Annotated in this window: 14 protein-coding genes and 4 tRNA genes; 3 read left to right on the forward strand and 15 right to left on the reverse strand. The window is 59.0% G+C overall.

Annotated elements, in window-relative coordinates; genetic code table 11:
• Positions 1 to 31 precede the first annotated feature (31 nt).
• The 14 genes from PSH80_RS17880 to uvrB form a co-directional block, all read right to left on the reverse strand.
• Entirely contained in the window at positions 32 to 1,351 is a 1,320-nt protein-coding gene (locus PSH80_RS17880; protein ID WP_128592918.1) for a hypothetical protein, read from the reverse strand.
• A 169-nt stretch (positions 1,352 to 1,520) separates the two neighbouring features.
• On the reverse strand, positions 1,521 to 2,303 hold the full coding sequence (locus tag PSH80_RS17885) for a hypothetical protein (protein WP_305417769.1): 783 nt from the start codon (positions 2,301 to 2,303) through the stop codon (positions 1,521 to 1,523).
• 262 nt (positions 2,304 to 2,565) lie between these two features.
• Complete coding sequence (locus PSH80_RS17890; RefSeq protein WP_305417771.1) at positions 2,566 to 3,759, reverse strand: hypothetical protein; 1,194 nt, start codon at positions 3,757 to 3,759, stop codon at positions 2,566 to 2,568.
• Positions 3,760 to 4,330: 571 nt separating this feature from the next.
• Positions 4,331 to 4,780 (reverse strand): Hsp20 family protein, encoded by a 450-nt coding sequence (locus tag PSH80_RS17895; protein ID WP_057438600.1) that lies wholly within the window; start codon positions 4,778 to 4,780, stop codon positions 4,331 to 4,333.
• A 118-nt stretch (positions 4,781 to 4,898) separates the two neighbouring features.
• Positions 4,899 to 5,858: a tRNA-dihydrouridine synthase gene (locus tag PSH80_RS17900; RefSeq protein WP_057438599.1), complete on the reverse strand. Its 960-nt coding sequence runs from the start codon at positions 5,856 to 5,858 to the stop codon at positions 4,899 to 4,901.
• A 67-nt stretch (positions 5,859 to 5,925) separates the two neighbouring features.
• Entirely contained in the window at positions 5,926 to 6,357 is a 432-nt protein-coding gene (locus PSH80_RS17905; protein ID WP_057438598.1) for a thioesterase family protein, read from the reverse strand.
• Between the two features lie 55 nt (positions 6,358 to 6,412).
• Positions 6,413 to 7,246, reverse strand: coding sequence for an alpha/beta hydrolase (locus tag PSH80_RS17910; RefSeq protein WP_115128640.1), 834 nt, complete (start codon positions 7,244 to 7,246; stop codon positions 6,413 to 6,415).
• Between the two features lie 30 nt (positions 7,247 to 7,276).
• Entirely contained in the window at positions 7,277 to 7,816 is a 540-nt protein-coding gene (locus PSH80_RS17915; protein ID WP_305417775.1) for a TetR/AcrR family transcriptional regulator, read from the reverse strand.
• A 182-nt stretch (positions 7,817 to 7,998) separates the two neighbouring features.
• Positions 7,999 to 8,074, reverse strand: a tRNA-Glu gene (locus tag PSH80_RS17920).
• 78 nt (positions 8,075 to 8,152) lie between these two features.
• Positions 8,153 to 8,228 (reverse strand) — tRNA-Ala (locus PSH80_RS17925).
• 50 nt (positions 8,229 to 8,278) lie between these two features.
• Positions 8,279 to 8,354 (reverse strand) — tRNA-Glu (locus tag PSH80_RS17930).
• A 77-nt stretch (positions 8,355 to 8,431) separates the two neighbouring features.
• A tRNA-Ala gene (locus tag PSH80_RS17935) sits at positions 8,432 to 8,507 on the reverse strand.
• Between the two features lie 147 nt (positions 8,508 to 8,654).
• A complete protein-coding gene (gltX, locus tag PSH80_RS17940) occupies positions 8,655 to 10,136 on the reverse strand; it encodes a glutamate--tRNA ligase (RefSeq protein WP_057960187.1) in 1,482 nt (493 codons plus the stop codon).
• A 289-nt stretch (positions 10,137 to 10,425) separates the two neighbouring features.
• Positions 10,426 to 12,441, reverse strand: a complete 2,016-nt coding sequence (gene uvrB, locus PSH80_RS17945) for an excinuclease ABC subunit UvrB (RefSeq protein WP_057960188.1) — start codon at positions 12,439 to 12,441, stop codon at positions 10,426 to 10,428.
• Between the two features lie 343 nt (positions 12,442 to 12,784).
• Here uvrB and PSH80_RS17950 point away from each other — a divergent pair, with 343 nt between their 5' ends.
• Positions 12,785 to 13,981, forward strand: coding sequence for an amino acid aminotransferase (locus tag PSH80_RS17950; protein ID WP_120733627.1), 1,197 nt, complete (start codon positions 12,785 to 12,787; stop codon positions 13,979 to 13,981).
• A 260-nt stretch (positions 13,982 to 14,241) separates the two neighbouring features.
• Positions 14,242 to 14,451, forward strand: coding sequence for a hypothetical protein (locus tag PSH80_RS17955; RefSeq protein ID WP_120733628.1), 210 nt, complete (start codon positions 14,242 to 14,244; stop codon positions 14,449 to 14,451).
• 11 nt (positions 14,452 to 14,462) lie between these two features.
• Here the strand turns inward: PSH80_RS17955 and PSH80_RS17960 are convergent, their stop codons facing one another.
• Entirely contained in the window at positions 14,463 to 15,329 is an 867-nt protein-coding gene (locus PSH80_RS17960) for a LysR family transcriptional regulator (RefSeq protein WP_305417779.1), read from the reverse strand.
• 104 nt (positions 15,330 to 15,433) lie between these two features.
• Between PSH80_RS17960 and PSH80_RS17965 the strand changes: the two genes are divergently transcribed.
• Positions 15,434 to 16,825: an aldehyde dehydrogenase family protein gene (locus PSH80_RS17965; protein ID WP_057960190.1), complete on the forward strand. Its 1,392-nt coding sequence runs from the start codon at positions 15,434 to 15,436 to the stop codon at positions 16,823 to 16,825.
• Positions 16,826 to 16,875 lie beyond the last annotated feature (50 nt).

A 16,875-nucleotide genomic window follows, 5' to 3' on the forward strand; every position in this document is an offset into this window, starting at 1 on the left:
AGTGCCAAATACCCTCAGCCCTGCATTTGCCTTACACCAACTTCAACGCACGCAGGAAGTAGTCCTGCCATTGCGATTGGACCAGGTTGCACTTTTGCCCATACATATCCAGCATCCCGCCAACGACCACCACCGAGTGGTGGGAGTTGGCCAGGGTGCCAATCGCCCCATTTATCAGTTCTTTTACCGTGCTTTCACGGACATAGGCCGACAGCCCAAGCCTGCGCAGCGCCGCTCCCGGATACTCACCGTCGTTCAGGGTTTCCATGGCCATCTCAAAACTCTGACGAGCACGGCCGTCGTTGTTCTCCCACTGCGCGCGCTTGGCACTCGCGGCGTACAAGAAATTGGCATCGGCCAGCAATGACGGATTGGTGCCCTTCAAGTTGGAGGCTGCCTGGGCCTTTCTCAGCTCATCATGGGTCAGGGTCAACTTATAAGAATCTCTCATGACCACTTCATAGCCTTCAGCGGTGACCGTGACCTTTTTAAAGATGTCTTGCGGGCGTTGCCCAAACCTCATCATCGCCGCCTTGATCGCTGATACGGTGACACAGTTGCCTTCTACCCCTTGATAAAAGCCACTCCAGATATCAGCGGGGGGGACACCCACGGGCGCACGGGATAACTTCAGCGCACCTGTCTCGAGACTTGCGGGCGATGCCTCCGGCGCCTGCGTGTCATTGAACAACATATACCCGTAACTTCGATCAACTCTTTGCTTGTGTCCGTAGTTATGCTGGGTGTTATCCATGACAAAGGCCGAGCCAAAATTATGTGTCTCCACCACACCCAACGCGCCGCTGGTGGCCATATCCGTAGTGGGCACAAACTGGGCAAAACCAATCATTCCCATGCCCCGCAGGCAGTTCTGCGTGGTTTCGCCTTCAAGGCTCTTGCGTAAGGCCTGCTCGAAACTGCCATATTCCCCGGTTTGTTGTTTACGCTTGGCAAACGCCGCCAGCACAACATTGGCATCGGCAATGGCCGAACTGTCATTGCCAGCAAATCGCGATGCCTTCGCCGTCAGTTTTAGTTCCTCTTTGGAAATATGCACCTTAAATTCATCTTTCATCGTAATATCATAACCATCCCCCGCCACTTTTACTTCTTCAAACATATCTTGTGGGCTTTGACCAAACGTCATCATCATCATTTTAATAACCGCCGCATGGGTGCTGCTATCAAAGCACTCACCAAAACCGCGCGGGGTGGCGGTAAAAGCATTCAAGATATCATCGGGTTTCTTGCCATGTTTTATCGACAACTCACCTGAGGAAAAACTATTGGCCGGCTCAAGAGCCGCCTTATAACCATCAGCAATTAACGGATTAAACATACTTACATTCATGACACCCCCTACCCACAACAATATTAAAGACACGACAAAAACGCATTGTTAAAAAACAACAAATGCCAGACATTGAAAAGCCAGAAAAATGAACAACAAAAACCTGCGCAGGATAACTACAGCGACTCTTATTTTTAAAGCTTACTCAACAGACCCTCTACAACTTTACTCAACCGATTAAAGCCACTGCATCCCCGTACGTTGGCGCCCTGCCTTTTCGGCCCCACAACTCCTCCCGACCATCAATCACTGCAACCGAATGCATGGCCCGATTGACCATCCCTACCTGCCCCCGGGCCAGGGCGCTTACAGGGACACGTTTCATATAATGTATTAAGCCCAGCCGCTGAAAACCTTCACCGGGACCATTTTCATCTTCGCCATTATTGAGACTGCGTATTGCCGCGCTAAAACTTCTCGCAGCCCTGCCATCGTTATTATCCAAATGCGCACGCTTGACACTGCAAGCAAACATAAACTCAGCATCCTTGAGTGCGCCTTTGTCTCGTCCAAAAAACCGTGCCCCTGCAGCCGCCTGCTTCAACTCCTGGTGGCTCACGGTCAAGTAATAGCCATCACGCATCGTGACCTCATAGCCCTGGGCGGTTTTACGGACGCGTTTATAAACATCGGTAGGGCTTTGCCCAAACTTATGCATGGCTGCCTTGATCGCCGAAACAGTCACGCAATTGCCATCGGGCCCTTGGCGGAAACCGCCCCAGATATCGTCACACTTGGCCCCATTGCGCTTACTCGATAGGTCAGGAAGAGGTGTAGGTGCCGTCTCCGGTTCTGGCACTACCGGTGTTGGCTTAACCTCCGGCCTGACCGGCTCGGGAACAACCTTGACGATGTCTTGTTCGTTACGGCCTGACAGCAATGCTGAAAGCTGGCTCAAGAAAGCGCTGAACATCGAAATAATGGCCTGCAAGTCCGCCGCAGGCTTCTTCACCTCACCCGTCGCCCGCTTGAAGTGGTTATTTACCGAGTGCTGACGGGAAGCCGTGCTGCCCCCCAAACGCTGTATCGAGGGCCTCTGGGTGGCGCCATGAAACGCCTCCCCCTGCCGTCCCGAACAATCACACATGAGGTGTACAGCGCTGTTAACGTTTAACACGGACATGATTCTGACCCCCATTAAGTGCCCCTCCGGCCGGTCACTGACCGGAGAAGCAACTGGTTGAATTTAAAGGTTTACAGGCTCTGAAGAGGTACTAGGGCCGACGAGAGAAGGCCGTAGCCCAACCCATTTCATCTGGACCGCAGTCTGGGCCCGGGGAGGTCAGGTCAGTCCCTGGCAGCGGCTTGTCCGGCTGTACTGCTGGGGTTGGCAGTGGCAAGGCATCAGGTTCTACACGGGCGTCGGTCTGGGGTACTACCACTCTGGGTTCCGGGCCAGACTTCACGCGACTATCGACCACTGGCGGCGCCGGTTGGGGGACCACGCCGGGTTTCACGCGACTGCTGATCATGGGCACGGGCCGCTGGGGCTCCAACTCGGGTGTCACATTCGTCGTGATCACGGGTACCAGCGACGCAGGTACCGAACCAGGCTTCGTACGAACGTCAATCGCCGAATGAGCGTCCGCCGGGCAATGGCAGTTGTTGATATTAACGTTCACCCGCACCACTGAGTCGGAGGACACTTTGGAGTCTGTATCTGGAACCCGGGGCAAGACCTTGATATCCGGCGACACTGCGGGTTGCTTGCCCGGGATTAAGGGCTTGCTCTCGGCCTGCTTGTCCGCCTCGACCAGCACTTTGGCGTCCTTGCCCGGAACAGCCGGCTGGCTTTCGGCTTGCGGCTTCTTCTCGGCCGGTTTGTCCGTCTCGAGCGGCACTTTGGTGTCCTTGCCCGGAACCGCCGGCTGGCTCTCGGCTTGCGGCTTCTTCTCGACCGGTTTGTCCGTCTCGAGCGGCACTTTGGTGTCCTTGCCCGGAACCGCCGGCTGGCTCTCGGCTTGCGGCTTCTTCTCGGCCGGTTTGTCCCTATCGAGCTGGTTTTTTAAGTCTTCGCCTGAAATTACCGGCTTACCCGCGTCAATCGGTGCTTTCAATTCCTTGCCTGGGAGGGCCGGGTTATCCCCATGCTGGGATTTCACTTCAGTCGGCTTGTCCATTGTCGGCAAAACGTCAGGAGAGTGTTTTTTGCCAGACAGCACATCTCGCATCGCCTTAAAGAGAAGTTCAAACATATCAAGCAATTTTGAAAGTGCGTCGGTACTGACGACTGTACTTTCCCGCCCATTCGCAACGGTACGGTTATAATCTGGCAAAACACTCGGCTTAGCCCCCAGCGGCTTACTTGCGTCAACACTTCCAACCTGAGCAGCTACCGGCGCGGCCCGATCAAGCTGATGATTACCGACATTAACGCTCGGAGGATTATTAACAGATAGATAAGACATTAGTCATCCCTCTTTTCAGAAAAGCACCAGGGCATTCAAATACCCATAACGAACACGATTTACTGATGACTTGAAACGGTAGCAACCGAATCAAAGTCCATGATTTCGTGGAGCAAAAAGCGTTCGGGTTCCAGAAATCCCTGAAAACATAAGGACACTAATAGAGAACTTCAGACTTTTACCTATGGACTTCTGCAGAAAATCAGCTTCCCAGCGCTTTTCCTGGGGAAAACAACGTCATACCCGTTAATAAACTGCCTCGATGAAAAAAAACGTCATGATTCCTCAATCTTTCACAGGACGGCCCGTGATATTTCCCGCGCGAAAAATACAGTGGTCACGCACAGTAAAACCAAAAAACACAATCCGCTTTACACCTTCCAAACTTGGGCAAAACTAAAAACAAGTTACACACACTCACTAGTACAAAAAACCAATCGGCACTTTTCAACTAAACAACAACCGTAGCGCTACTGGTTAAATCACTTACTCCCGCCCTTAGCGCCTTAAACAAAAAAAGGGCGCCAGAGGCGCCCTTTCTTGAAGAGATGAAAAACTTAAAAATATAGACTCAGTGTTGCAGGGCCGGCTTCTGCCCCCCATTGATCGGGATGCGCTTGGCCTTTGCCTCTTCCGGCACTACTCGCAGCAGGTCAATGCTCAACAATCCATTGCTCAGGTCTGCGGCCTTGATCTCAATATGGTCCGCCAAGCGGAACGACAACTTGAAGGCGCGCTGGGCAATGCCTTGATGTAGATAGGTGACGTTCTCGGCCTTGGTGTCACGCTTGCCACCACTGACGGTCAAGACGCCTTTCTCTACCTGCAACTCCAAATCGTCTTCCTGGAAACCGGCCGCCGCGATCACGATGCGGTATTGGTCTTCAGCGTGTTTCTCGACGTTATAGGGTGGGTAGCTGCTGCCCGGCTCGTTGCGCAGCGCGGTTTCGAACAGGTCGTTGAAACGGTCGAAACCCACGGAAGAGCGGAACAGCGGTGCCAGGGAAAATGCGGTACTCATGGTCAAATCTCCTGAAATAATCAGCAAGGTTCTTTATCTCCACGACCCGAATTCGGCATCGTGTAATCCCTAGATAAGGACCGCCAAGTACATTTCAAGAGAGGCCGTAAGAAAATTTTCAGACCCCTTGGGGGTGAGGCATTCCGAGCAAACGGCTGACCTGCTGAAGGTCGGTTTCCCGGCGCAGCGCGGTAAACAGCTCTACAGCTTGCGGGTAGTTGCGCGTCAGCATCGCCAGCCACTGCTTCAGACGACCTGGTGCCTGGCGCTCAGTCAGTTGCGCTACAGACTGCGTCCAGAACTCCCGAAGCATGGGCTGCATCTCCTCCCAACTCATCTCCACCACGTCTTCACCGGCACGTGCGGCGGCGATTTGCCGGGCCAGGTCGGGACGCGCCACCAGGCCGCGACCGAGCATGATGTCCTCGACACCGCTGATCTCGCGGCAGCGTCGCCAGTCTTCGACACTCCAGATATCACCGTTGGCGAACACCGGCACCTTGACCACGTCCTGCACACGCGGGATCCACTCCCAATGGGCTGGCGGCTTGTAGCCATCGGCCTTGGTCCGCGCATGCACCACGATATGTGCCGCACCACCTTCCGCCAGAGCAGTGGCACACACCAGCGCACCGTCCGGACTGTCGAAGCCCAGGCGCATCTTGGCGGTCACCGGGATATGCGCCGGCACCGCACGACGTACGTGCTCGACGATCTGGTTGAGCAGTTCCGGTTCCTTGAGCAGCACCGCGCCGCCGCGGGACTTGTTGACCGTCTTGGCCGGGCAGCCAAAGTTCAGGTCGATCACCTCAGACCCCAACTCACAGGCCAGCGCGGCGTTTTCCGCCAGGCACACGGGATCAGAGCCCAGCAACTGCACACGCAAAGGCACGCCCGCAGCGGTTTTGGCACCGTGCAGCAGTTCAGGAGCAAGCTTGTGGAAATAGGCTGGGGTCAGCAGGCGGTCGTTGACCCGGATAAATTCGGTCACGCACCAATCAATACCGCCCACCTGGGTCAGCACGTCCCGCAGGATGTTGTCGACCAACCCCTCCATGGGCGCCAAGGCAATTTGCATGGAAAACACTCAACGAAAAACGTGGCGCAGTTTACTGGGTTTCCCACAGCAACCGTTAACCCCCTTGTCAGATGTGGATCGCCACGCCATAGCCTTCGATAAACTCCGCCGGCATGCGCTTGGGCTTGCCGCTGGAGAGTTCGATACAGACAAAGGTGGTTTGCGCACGCAACAAGGTGGCGCCATCACTGGGGCGCATCAGTTGGAAGCGCCGGGTCATCTTCAGGCGCTGGTCCCAATCGACGATCCAGGTCGCCAGTTGCAACTCATCGCCTTCGTAGCCGGCTGCCAGATAGTCGATTTCATGGCGCACCACCGCCATGGCCCGATCCAGGCGCCGGTACTCGGCAAGATCCAGGCCCAGACGCTGGGAGTGGCGCCAGGCGCAACGCTCCAACCAGGAGACGTAAACGGCATTATTGGCATGCCCCAGGCCGTCGATGTCCTCAGCGGCCACCTGCAGATCAATGATAAACGGCTTTGCCAAGTCCCAGCCCATGCCCAGCTCCCGGTCGATTAATGTCGGCGGGCAGCAGTGTAACCCATCGCTTGGCTCAAGCGGTTTGCCGCGCCGGTTCACGGCAGCCGGCCAGCAGCGCCAGCACGCCTTCGACCACTCGCGGGTCGGCCAGGACCTTCTGATGCCCGCCTTGCTCCAGGCGCAACAGGCGGCTGTCGAACCAGGCCTCGTGGATCATCTGTGAGGCCTTGACCGGGACGAAGGTGTCGTCTTCGGCATGCACGATCAGCCCTGGGATATTCATTTGATAGTGGGCCACATCCAGGTGTTTGAGCGGGATGCCCAGGGCGTACTCGACCTCCTGGATAAACGCTGCACGCGCCCGCTCCGGCATGCCGACCACCGAGGCAAAGCCGCGCAATACATCGAGCAAACGGGAAGGGGCCGCAATGCTCACCAACGCATTGGTGCGCAGGCCCAATTGGATGGCCAGCATCGCACTGGCGCCACCCATGGAGTGACCGACCACCGCGTGCAGCGGCGGTAACTCAGCGGCCGCTTCCAGCATCGCCCGGGCAAACAGCACCACGTGGGCCTCACGGCCTGGCGAGCGACCATGGGCCGGGCCGTCGAGGGCAATCACCGAATAACCGGCGCCCACCAATGCGTCGATCAAGCTGGCGAACTGGGTTGGGCGCCCTTCCCAGCCGTGCATCATCAGCACCGCCGGGCCCTGACCCCAACGCAGCGCCGACAGGCCAAAACGCAAGGTGATGCGCTCGGCCTGCGCCAGCAGCGGCAATTCCCACGCACGGGGCGGCAGATCCCGAGGCGTCATGAAGGCGCGACGCATCTGGTTGGCGATGGTTTGCGGCGCCAGCCTGCCCACGGTGCCGTTGACACGGCGAATCCAGTTCAAGGTGCTCATCCCTTCACTCCCCAGGCTCACAAGCCTTGTTCAGCGCACTGCCGACTTGGAGGCGCGCAATACACGATCCGACAAATCGCCCGGCCCCAGGGCCCGGGCCAATGCCAGGCCGCCAATCATCAAGGCCATGTCGGCCAGGGCTTTGTCGGTGTCTTCCGGGCTGGCAGCCAGTTGCGCAGCCATCAGCTCGACGTGCTGGCTCAGCACATCGCGAAACTCATCCGGCAAGCGGCTCATCTCGCCCACCGTGGCCGGGATCGGGCAGGCCTGGGCGGTAGAATCACGGTGCTTGCGCGACAGGTAGAACGCCGCCACCAGGGCGCGGCGCTCTTCGCCTGTCAGGCTGGGGTCCATATCTTCGATAGACGCCCGGCGCCGCGCCAGCAGTTGCTCGAACGCCTCCAGCATCAAGGCGTCCTTGCTTTCAAAGTGGGCGTAGAAGCCGCCAACGGTCAGGCCCGCGGCCCCCATGACCTCACCCACACTCGGTTCGGCCGGGCCACGCTGAATCAGCGCGGAGCTGGCGGCTTGCAGAATACGTTCACGGGTTTGCGCTTTTTTATCGCTCATGACGGCCTCCGAATATTACGGTTAAAATATTATCTTCATAATACTTTTTAGCAAGCGCTGAATTCGACCGCTGGTCAGAAGATATTTTTTGTAGAGGGAGGGAGAAAACCCAAACGCCAGACAAACAAAAGGGCCATTCAATAATCGAATGACCCTTATAAATCCCGCAGAGCGGGTAATCGTGGCGTCCCCTAGGGGACTCGAACCCCTGTTACCGCCGTGAAAGGGCGGTGTCCTAGGCCACTAGACGAAGGGGACACAAACCTTCTATACAACATGATCAGGCTGAGACTGATCAGTTCAAGGACGGTGTGGCCAGACCTTGAACCTGTAAATTGGTGGAGCTAAACGGGATCGAACCGTTGACCTCTTGCATGCCATGCAAGCGCTCTCCCAGCTGAGCTATAGCCCCGGATTTTTCGCCTCGCGGCGCAGCAGACCTTGCGAGCTGCTTGTTGAAACTGGCGTCCCCTAGGGGACTCGAACCCCTGTTACCGCCGTGAAAGGGCGGTGTCCTAGGCCACTAGACGAAGGGGACAAAACCTTCTGTACAACCTGATCAAGCTGGGCCTGATCAATTCAAGGACGGTGTGGCCAGACCTTGAACCTGTAAATTGGTGGAGCTAAACGGGATCGAACCGTTGACCTCTTGCATGCCATGCAAGCGCTCTCCCAGCTGAGCTATAGCCCCTCATCGGTGAGGACGGGGCGAATCTTAATGGCGCTTTGAAAGGCTGTCAAATTTATTTTCAACAATTTTCAAAGTTTTTTGCCGGGATAACAATCACTTACCGTCAAAACCCCGGAAAGCCGGGGTTTTGACCTTACCAGCGCTTAACTAGGCGATAGCACCCAGCAGCTTTTCCCATTCCTTGTTTTCTTTCTTCGACACACCGCCCAGCAAATCAAGGGCTTGGCGCAGACGGAAGCGGGTCAGGTCAGGACCGAGGATTTCCATCGCATCAAGTACCGACACCGAACTGGCCTGCCCGGTAATCGCGGCAAACATCAGCGGCATGGCATCGCGCAGTTTCAACTCCAGGGACTCGACCACCGCCTGGATGGTTGCGGTGATGGCGTCCTTCTCCCACTGGCGCAGGCTTTCAAGTTTCCACAGGATCAACTGCATCAACTGGCGAACCTGGTCGGCCGAGAGCTTCTTCGACTCGAACAGCTTGGCATCCGGGTTCACGCCCCCGGCAAAGAAGAAACTGGCCAGTGGGGCGACCTGGCTGAACGTCTCCACCCTGCCCTGCACCAGCGGGGCGATCTTCATCATGTACTCGGGGTTCAACGCCCACTGCTGCACACGGCTGGCGAACTCTTCCACCGGCAGGTCACGCAGCCATTGGCCGTTGAGCCACGACAGCTTCTCGATATCGAAGATCGGCCCGCCCAGGGAGACGCGGGACAGGTCGAAGTTATCGACCATTTCCTGCAGCGAGAACTTCTCGCGCTCGTCCGGCATCGACCAGCCCATGCGGCCCAGATAGTTGAGCATCGCTTCAGGCATGAAGCCCATGCGCTCGTAGAAGGTCACCGAGGTCGGGTTCTTGCGCTTGGACAGCTTGCTCTTGTCCGGGTTACGCAGCAGCGGCATGTAGCACAGCTGCGGCTGTTCCCAGCCGAAGTATTCGTAAAGCAGGATCAACTTGGGCGCCGATGGCAGCCACTCTTCGCCACGCAGTACGTGGGTGATGCCCATCAGGTGGTCATCGACCACGTTGGCCAGGAAGTACGTCGGCAGGCCGTCGGTCTTCATCAGCACTTGCATGTCCATGCGGTCCCACGGGATCTCCACATCGCCGCGCAACATGTCTGGCACCACGCACACGCCTTCGCTCGGCACTTTCATACGAATGACGTGAGGTTCACCGGCAGCCAGGCGCTGGGCCACTTCTTCTTTCGACAGCAGCAGTGCGCGGCCATCGTAGCGCGGGGTTTCGCCACGGGCCTGTTGCTCGGCGCGCATCTGGTCCAGTTCTTCGGCGGTGCAGAAGCACGGGAAGGCATGGCCCATGTCGACCAGTTGCTGGGTGTACTTTTTATAGATGTCGCTGCGCTCGCTCTGGCGATACGGGCCATGTGGACCGCCGACATCCGGGCCTTCAGCCCAGGTGATGCCCAACCAGCGCAGGGCATCGAAAATCTGCTGTTCCGACTCACGGGTCGAACGCACTTGGTCCGTGTCTTCGATCCGCAGGATGAATTCACCGCCGTGCTGCTTGGCAAAGCAGTAGTTGAACAAGGCGATGTAGGCAGTACCGACGTGGGGATCCCCAGTAGGCGATGGCGCGATGCGCGTGCGGACGGTGGTCATGGCGGGTCTCGAATGGGCAATAAAGCTGAAAATAAAACAAGGGGCGAATGGTAACAGCCCCAAGCCCCCCGGCTCCAGCGTGGGCCGATCAACAAAGGGCATATAAACCAAGGTTGGGGCTGCAACCGCGAGATAGCTATTTGGCAGATCGTTAGCTGGCTATATTCCATTGCCTTTCGTAACCGACACTGCGCCGCCATCGCAGGCAAGCCAGCTCCCACATGTTGAAATGCATTGCACATGTGGGAGCTGGCTTGCCTGCGATGAGGCCTGCCCCATCAACGCAACTTCAGACCGTCAGCAACCGCTCGCGCAACTTGCCAATCTCATCGCGCATCTGCGCCGCCGCTTCAAACTCCAGGTCCCGCGCCAGCTGGTACATCTTCTCTTCCAGTTGGCGGATACGCTTGGTGATTTCGCTCGGCGAGCGCAGTTCGTTTTCGTACTTGGCGTTTTCCTCGGCAGCCTTGGCCATGCCTTTGCGCTTCTTGCTGCGCGAGCCCGGTACGGTGGCGCCTTCCATAATATCGGCCACGTCCTTGAACACGCCCTTGGGGGTGATGCCATTGGCCAGGTTGAACGCAATTTGCTTGTCGCGGCGGCGCTCGGTTTCGCCGATGGCCCGCTCCATGGAGCCGGTGATACGGTCGGCATACAAAATCGCCCGGCCATTGAGGTTACGCGCCGCACGGCCAATGGTCTGGATCAGCGAGCGCTCGGAGCGCAGGAAACCCTCCTTGTCCGCGTCCAGGATCGCCACCAGCGACACCTCGGGCATGTCCAGGCCTTCACGCAGCAGGTTGATGCCCACCAGCACATCGAACGTGCCCAGGCGCAGGTCGCGGATGATCTCCACGCGCTCCACCGTGTCGATGTCCGAGTGCAGGTAACGCACGCGCACGCCGTGGTCGGCGAGGTAATCGGTAAGGTCTTCGGACATGCGCTTGGTCAGCGTGGTAACCAGCACCCGCTCTTCCAGGGCCACGCGCTTGGTGATCTCCGACAGCAAATCATCGACCTGGGTCAGGGCCGGGCGTATCTCGATTTGCGGGTCGACCAGGCCGGTGGGACGCACCAGTTGCTCGATCACCCGGCCAGCATGCTCGGCCTCGTAGTTGCCCGGCGTGGCCGACACAAAGATGGTCTGCGGGCTGATGCTTTCCCATTCGTCAAAACGCATCGGCCGGTTGTCCAGCGCCGAAGGCAGGCGGAAGCCATACTCCACCAGGGTTTCCTTGCGCGAACGGTCGCCTTTATACATGGCGCCGACTTGCGGCACGCTGACGTGGGATTCGTCGATCACCAGCAAAGCGTCTGCCGGCAGGTAGTCGTAGAGGGTCGGTGGTGGCGCGCCGGATTCGCGCCCCGACAGGTAGCGCGAGTAGTTTTCGATGCCGTTGCAGTAGCCCAGCTCGAGGATCATCTCCAGGTCAAAACGCGTGCGCTGCTCCAGGCGCTGGGCTTCCACCAGCTTATTGTTGGCGCGCAGGTATTCGAGGCGCTCGGCCAGCTCGGCCTTGATCCCCTCCATGGCATCCAAAAGGGTTTCACGGGGTGTCACATAGTGGCTTTTTGGATAGAACGTGAAACGCGGCAGTTTGCGGATCACTTCGCCAGTCAATGGATCGAAGGCCGACAAACTCTCGACTTCATCGTCGAACAGCTCGATCCGGATCGCTTCCAGGTCCGACTCTGCCGGGTAGATGTCGATCACGTCGCCACGCACGCGGAAGGTCGCGCGGGCAAAGTCCATATCGTTGCGGGTGTATTGCAAATCCGCCAGGCGCCGCAGCAAGGCGCGCTGGTCGAGTTTGTCGCCGCGATCGACGTGCAGCACCATCTTCAAATAGGTTTCCGGGCTGCCCAGGCCGTAGATGCAAGAAACGGTGGTGACGATGATCGCGTCCTTGCGTTCCAGCAGCGCCTTGGTCGCCGACAGCCGCATCTGCTCGATATGGTCGTTGATCGACGCATCCTTCTCGATAAAGGTATCGGAGGACGGCACATAGGCTTCGGGCTGGTAGTAGTCGTAGTAGGAGACGAAGTACTCCACCGCGTTGTTCGGGAAGAACGCCTTGAATTCACCGTACAACTGCGCGGCGAGGGTCTTGTTCGGTGCCAGCACCAGGGTCGGGCGGTTGATCTGCGCGATCACGTTGGCAATGCTGAAGGTCTTGCCGGAGCCGGTCACCCCAAGCAAGGTCTGGTGGGACAGGCCAGCCTCGATGCCTTCGACCATCAGGCGGATGGCCTCGGGCTGGTCGCCAGCAGGTTCAAAGCGGGTGACTAGTTGGAAATCCGACATAACGTACCTCTTGAAGTCACCCCAGACTGTAAACCCGTCGGGGACGAAAAAGACCACAGCCTGCTAAATATCAGAGCGAGCCGTAGGAAAAAACCATGATAGCTGTAGAAGTGGAGGCGAATGTGACGGGTTTCAAGGCAATCGTCCTGCATGCCTGCGGCCATCAATGTTGCAATAAGACTAACGGTCGATAAATAAACCGAAAAACTTGGCCGAAAAGCCATTTCGGCTGTCGCCGCGAGCGGTGTTGGCCTCTATACTAGCTCCCCGTTTGTGCACCGCTCTAGTGCATTCGGCTGGAGCGCGACACGTCCCTCCATTCCCCCATAGAGCTGCCGCAAAAATGAGCCTGTTCTCCGCTGTCGAAATGGCACCACGCGATCCTATCCTGGGCCTCAACGAAGCATTCAACGCCGATACCCGTACTGACAAGGTCAACCTTGGCGTGGGCGTTTACTGCAACGAGGAGGGGAAGATTCCACTCCTGCGTGCCGTTGCCGAAGCGGAAGCCATTCGCGTGGCGCAACACGCCGCCCGTGGCTACTTGCCGATTGATGGCATTGCCGCCTACGACCTGGCCGTGCAAAAGCTGCTGTTCGGCACTGAGTCGCCGCTGTTGAGCGCTGGTCGGGTGATCACTGCCCAGGCCGTTGGCGGCACCGGCGCACTGAAAATCGGCGCTGACTTCCTCAAGCAACTGCTGCCCAATGCCGTAGTTGCCATCAGCGACCCAAGCTGGGAAAACCACCAGGCGCTGTTCGAAAAAGCCGGCTTCCCGGTACAGACCTATCGTTATTACGACGCGGCCACCCACGATGTGAACCGCGCCGGCCTGCTGGAAGACCTCAACGCCCTGCCCGCCCAGTCCATCGTCGTGCTGCACGCCTGCTGCCACAACCCGACCGGCGTCGACCTGAGCCCGGCCGACTGGAAAGACGTGCTGGAAGTGGTCAAGGCCAAAAACCTGGTGCCGTTCCTCGACATGGCCTACCAGGGCTTTGGCGACGGTATCGACGAAGATGCCGCCGCCGTGCGCCTGTTCGCCGAGTCGGGCCTGACCTTCTTTGTGTCCAGCTCGTTCTCCAAATCGTTCTCGCTGTACGGCGAGCGCGTGGGCGCACTGTCCATCGTCAGCGAATCGAAAGAAGAAAGCGTGCGCATCCTGTCCCAAGTCAAGCGCGTGATCCGCACCAACTACTCCAACCCGCCGACCCACGGCGCGGCGATTGTGGCGGCAGTGCTCAACAACCCAGAGCTGCGCGCCCAGTGGGAAGCAGAACTGGCCGAAATGCGTTTGCGCATCCGCGGCATGCGCGAGCAGATGGTCAGCGACCTGGCCAAGGCTGCTCCGGGCCACGACTTCAGCTTCGTCGGTCGCCAGCGCGGGATGTTCTCCTACTCCGGCCTGACCGTAGAGCAAGTCACCCGCCTGCGCAGCGAGTTCGGTATCTACGCCCTCGACACCGGTCGCATCTGCGTGGCGGCGTTGAACCAGGCAAATATCGCTGCCGTGACCAAGGCGATTGTGCAGGTGCTGTAAGCCTGATCGCGGGGTACGAAGGGGAAGCCAGTGGCTTCCCCTTTCCATTTGTGCCCCCCGTGGCGAGCGAGCTTGCTCGCGTTGGGCTGCGCAGCAGCCCCAATACCTGCCACCCTGAACTTACTGGACCACCACGGTGCCTGAACAAGGGGCCGCTATGCGCCCCAACGCGAGCAAGCTCGCTCGCCACAACAAGTTCACCACTTGCGGCGCCCAACCCCTAGACTGAACACCGACTGCCCCTTTGCTGCGAGAGCCTTATGAGAAACGACGACCTGGACCTGCGTGCCGACCGCGACGAACTGGATCACTTCACCCCCCGCACGCCCCCAGCCAAGCGGCAAAAAAGCCTGGTGCTGCAAGTCGCCCTGGGCGTCTTCCTCGGCGGCCTGGCCTTGTGGCTGGTGCAACTGGGGGCCACGGCGCTGATGACGAAACTGGCGATGGGCACCCTGCAGTTTGGTGGCTAGCTTGCCGACGCCTACAGGGGAATGCGTTCCTGTAGCAGTTGCACAAAACTGTCCAAACTCTGCGACACCGCGCCCCGACGCCAGATCAGCCAGGTGTTGAGCAGGCGGAACTCATCGGCCAACGGCCATACGCTGACCGTGGTAAACCCCGGCATGCTCTCCAACATGCTGCGCGGCATCAGCGCCAGCCCGGCGCCGGCGCTGACACAGGCGAGCATGCCGTGGTACGACTCCATCTCGAAAATCTTCCCCGGCATCGCGCCGTCCTGGGAAAACCAGCGCTCAAAGTGGTGCCGGTATGAGCAGTTGGAGCGAAAGGTATAGATGTTCTCACCGTTCACATCCTGCCCACAGCTGATCGGCGCGTGATGCAAGGGCGCAATCACCACCATCTCCTCCTCAAACACCGCCACTCCCTCCAGGGTCGGGTGCAACACCGGTCCATCGACAAACGCTGCCGCCAGTCGCCCCGATAACACGCCTTCGATCATCGTGCCCGAGGGCCCGGTGGTCAGGTCCAGTTCGACCTTGGCGTGTTTCTGGTTGTAGGCCGCAAGCAATGCCGGGATTCGCACGGCGGCGGTGCTTTCCAGCGAGCCCAGGGCGAAGGGGCCCTGGGGCTCCTCACCCGCCACGGTGGCGCGGGCCTCTTGCACCAGGTCAAGGATGCGCCGTGCATAACCGAGGAAATTCCAGCCGGCAGGCGACAGGCGCAGTCGACTTTTCTCACGGATAAACAGCTCGACACCCAGGTCCTGCTCCAATTGCTTGATACGGGTGGTCAGGTTCGATGGCACCCGATGAATCAGCTGTGCGGCGGCGCTGATGCTGCCTTGCTCGGCCACGGCCTTGAAAATCTCCAACTGCACCAGATCCAAGTCATTCTCCAATCGTGAACGTATTGCTTAATATTATTCAGTTCCCGGAAAAGATACAGCCCCGTACGCTGGGCACCTTCTCCAACACTGCGCAGGACGGTGCCATGAACGCTATCACTCACCAGACCCATGCCTTGTCGATCAACCCCGCCAATGGCGAAACCGTCGGCAGCTACCCGTACGAATCCGCCGCGCAACTGGATGCCGCCCTCACTCGCGCCAGCACCGCCTTTCACAAGGGTCGCCATACGCCAGTGGCACAGCGCGCCGAATTGCTCCTGGCCCTGGCCGGCGCCCTGCGCGAACAAGCCGAAGAAATGGCGCAAATGATCACCCTGGAAATGGGCAAGCCCATCGCCCAGGCCCGTGGCGAAATCGAGAAATGCGCCTTGCTGGCCGAGTGGTACGCCGCCCACGGCCCGGCCATGCTCGCCCCGGAACCGACCCTGGTGGACAACGGCAGCGCCCAGATCGAATATCGCCCCTTGGGCCCGATCCTCGCGGTAATGCCGTGGAATTTCCCGGTGTGGCAAGTGCTGCGCGGCGCCGTGCCGACCATGCTCAGCGGCAATACCTACGTGCTCAAGCACGCGCCCAACGTGATGGGCAGCGCCTACCTGATGCAGCAGGCCTTCCACAAAGCCGGCTTCGCCGATGGCCTGTTCGAAGTGATCAACGTCACCCCCGACGGCGTGTCCAAGGCCATCGCCGACCCACGCATCGCCGCCGTGACCCTGACCGGCAGCGTGCGCGCCGGCATCGCCATCGGCTCGCAAGCCGGCGCCGCGCTGAAAAAGTGCGTACTGGAACTGGGCGGCTCCGACCCCTTTATCGTGCTCAACGACGCCGACCTCGACGCCGCCGTGCAAGCGGCGGTGATCGGCCGCTTCCAGAACTCCGGCCAGGTCTGCGCCGCCGCCAAGCGCCTGATCATCGAGCAAGGCGTGGTCGAGGCGTTCACCGCCAGATTCCTTGAAGCCAGCCGCCAACTGGTGATGGGCGACCCGACGTCGAGCGACACCTACATTGGCCCCATGGCCCGCTTCGACCTGCGTGACGAGCTGCACGCACAAGTCCAGGCGACCCTGGCCGAAGGCGCCACCCTGCTGCTGGGCGGCCATCCTATTGAAGGCGCGGGCAACTATTACGCCCCCACCGTCCTGGCCAACGTCACCGACCAGATGACCTCGTTCAGACAGGAACTGTTCGGCCCCGTCGCCTCGATCATCAGCGCCCGCGACGCCGAGCATGCCGTGGCCCTGGCCAACGACAGCGAGTTCGGCCTCACTGCCAGCCTCTTCACCCGCGACCCAGCCAAGGCACGCCAGATCGCCAACCAGCTGGAAACCGGCGGGGTCTTTATCAACGCCTACAGCGTGTCCGATCCTCGGGTGGCGTTTGGCGGGGTGAAAAAGAGTGGGTTTGGCCGCGAACTGTCACATTTCGGCGTGCGGGAATTCTGCAATGCGCAGACGGTATGGATAGATCGGCGGTAGGCCGATAGTCAAGATTGCTCATTGCCAGCCTGCAGGTTCGGGATATGATC

This window comes from Pseudomonas sp. FP818 (assembly GCF_030687335.1).
GTDB classification, from domain to species: domain Bacteria; phylum Pseudomonadota; class Gammaproteobacteria; order Pseudomonadales; family Pseudomonadaceae; genus Aquipseudomonas; species Aquipseudomonas shahriarae.